Origin of the sequence: Microcoleus sp. BM001215392 (assembly GCF_036700185.1) — a bacterium.
Classification (GTDB): domain Bacteria; phylum Cyanobacteriota; class Cyanobacteriia; order Cyanobacteriales; family Microcoleaceae; genus Microcoleus.
The window spans coordinates 1-2,170 of the sequence record NZ_JAUBOJ010000331.1 but is presented as its reverse complement, the minus strand read 5'-3'; the positions used below and the strand labels follow the sequence as shown (position 1 = coordinate 2,170).

At 48.4% G+C, this 2,170-nt stretch carries 1 protein-coding gene; it reads left to right on the top strand.

Annotation, left to right across the window (positions count from 1 at the left end):
- The first annotated feature begins 139 nt into the window (after positions 1-139).
- Complete coding sequence (locus QT974_RS26570; protein WP_333471405.1) at positions 140-2,116, top strand: phenylacetate--CoA ligase family protein; 1,977 nt, start codon at positions 140-142, stop codon at positions 2,114-2,116.
- The last annotated feature ends 54 nt before the right edge of the window (positions 2,117-2,170 follow it).

Sequence of the window (2,170 nt, the reverse complement as noted above, 5' to 3'; positions counted from 1 at the left end):
TTCAAATTTTTAGTAAGCTGCCGTTGTGCAGTTAAATGATATATTAAAGTTCCCTATTTCCCACTTATCAAATCCTCTCCCAATCTCCCCCTCTCCCCCTCTCCCATTAACGATCGCGAATTAAATAATTTACACAAGTTTGTGGGGTGTCGGGCCCGCCCACCCTTTCTGGACCGGCCCGACGCCGGGGAATAACAAGACTGAAATATTTCGAGTTGTCCAGGAACTTGGGAAGCATTTCGACCAAGTAGTATTGTTGGGATATCCGCCGTTTATCAAGGATGTTATTGATAGTGGCATTGCTGGGGGTGTCGAGTGGCACAAATATCAAATTAAGATGGTGTTTGCGGGGGAAGTGTTTAGCGAAGAATGCCGGAGTTTGGTGAGCGAGCGCACTAATTATAACAGTATTAATGACAATATTGCTGATAACTCTGAGAACCCTTACGGACAAGTCAACTGTCAACTGTCAACTGTCAACTGTCAACTGTCAAAGGAGCCTATCATGCAGCCAGAACCGCGTCAGCGAGCAATTGGGGCATTTGAAGAGTTTTTGAACGTCCCGCTTGAGGAACGATTGCAACAGCAGCAGAGCCTAGATCCAGAATCCGCCGCGATTCCCTGCGGGATAGCTGCGCTTCACGCACTTTTTCACAACGTCGCTGCCACAGTACCAGCTTACCAGAATTTCCTAGCTGCACTCAACATTAATCCCGAGTCAATTCAAACCTTTGAAGACTTTCAAAAATTGCCGCTAATTACCAAAGAGAATTATTTGCGCTGTTACCCGCTGCCTCAGTTGTGCCGTGAGGGCAAATTAGAAACTTGCGATTTCATTGCTGTTTCATCGGGTTCGACGGGAAACCCGACATTTTGGCCGCGTTTTATCGGCGACGAGTTGCAAATTGCCGATCGCTTTGAACAAATATTTCACGACAGTTTTTTCGCCGACACCAGGCGCACTTTAGCTGTGATTTGCTTTGCCTTGGGGACTTGGGTAGGCGGAATGTACACGGCGAATTGCTGCCGCTATCTAGCGAGTAAGGGTTATCCGGTTACGGTGGTGACGCCCGGGAATAACAAGACTGAAATATTTCGAGTAGTTCGAGAACTTGGGGAGCATTTCGACCAAGTAGTATTGTTGGGATATCCGCCGTTTATCAAAGATGCGATCGATAGCGGGATTGCTGCGGGTGTGGAGTGGCAAAAATATCGAATTAAGATGGTGTTTGCGGGGGAAGTTTTTAGCGAAGAATGGCGGAGTTTGGTGAGCGATCGCACTAATTATAACAGTATCGATCGCTCTGAGAACCCTGACGAACAAGTCAGCAGTCAACAGTCAGCTAACAATATATATTACAATTCTGCGAGCCTTTACGGTACAGCCGATGCAGGCGTTTTGGGCAACGAGACACCGTTGAGCATTTGCATCCGCCGCTGGTTGGCCAACCATCCGGAAGCAGCGCGCAATTTATTCGGAGAATCGCGGTTGCCAACTCTGGTGCAGTACGATCCGAAAAGCCGCTTTTTTGAAGTCAATGATGGCGGCACGCTGCTATTTTCTGGCGACAACGGCATCCCGCTCATACGCTATCACATCTCCGATAACGGTGGTTTAGTTTCTTACGAAGCAATGCTCGATTTTTTGGCAGAATGGGGCTTTAATCCCCTGGCACATTTGCAGGAAGTGGCGGCTGGGGAAAGTGCCGGTTTTCCTAGAGGAATTCGCAATCTGCCATTTGTCTATGTGTTTGGCCGATCGCACTTTACCGTGTCCTATTTCGGTGCTAACATCTACCCAGAAAACGTCACCGTAGGTTTAGAAGCTGCCGCGATTAGCGAATGGGTGACGGGAAAGTTCGTGCTGCAAGTCAAGGAAGATGCGGATCGAAATCGGTTTTTATCGGTGGTTGTGGAGTTAGCAGCGGCGGTGGAAGGGGATGAAGAGATGAAGCAGGCGATCGCATCTTCAATTCTCGCGCAATTGCGGCGCCTCAACAGCGAATTTGCTAATTACGTGCCGCCCGAATATCAGTTACCTGTGGTGACATTAACTGCGATGGGCGATGCAGAGTATTTCCCGATGGGTGTCAAGCACCGATACACCCGACAGTAAACAGTTGACAGTTGACAGTTGACAGTTGACAGTTGACAGTTGACAGTTGACAGT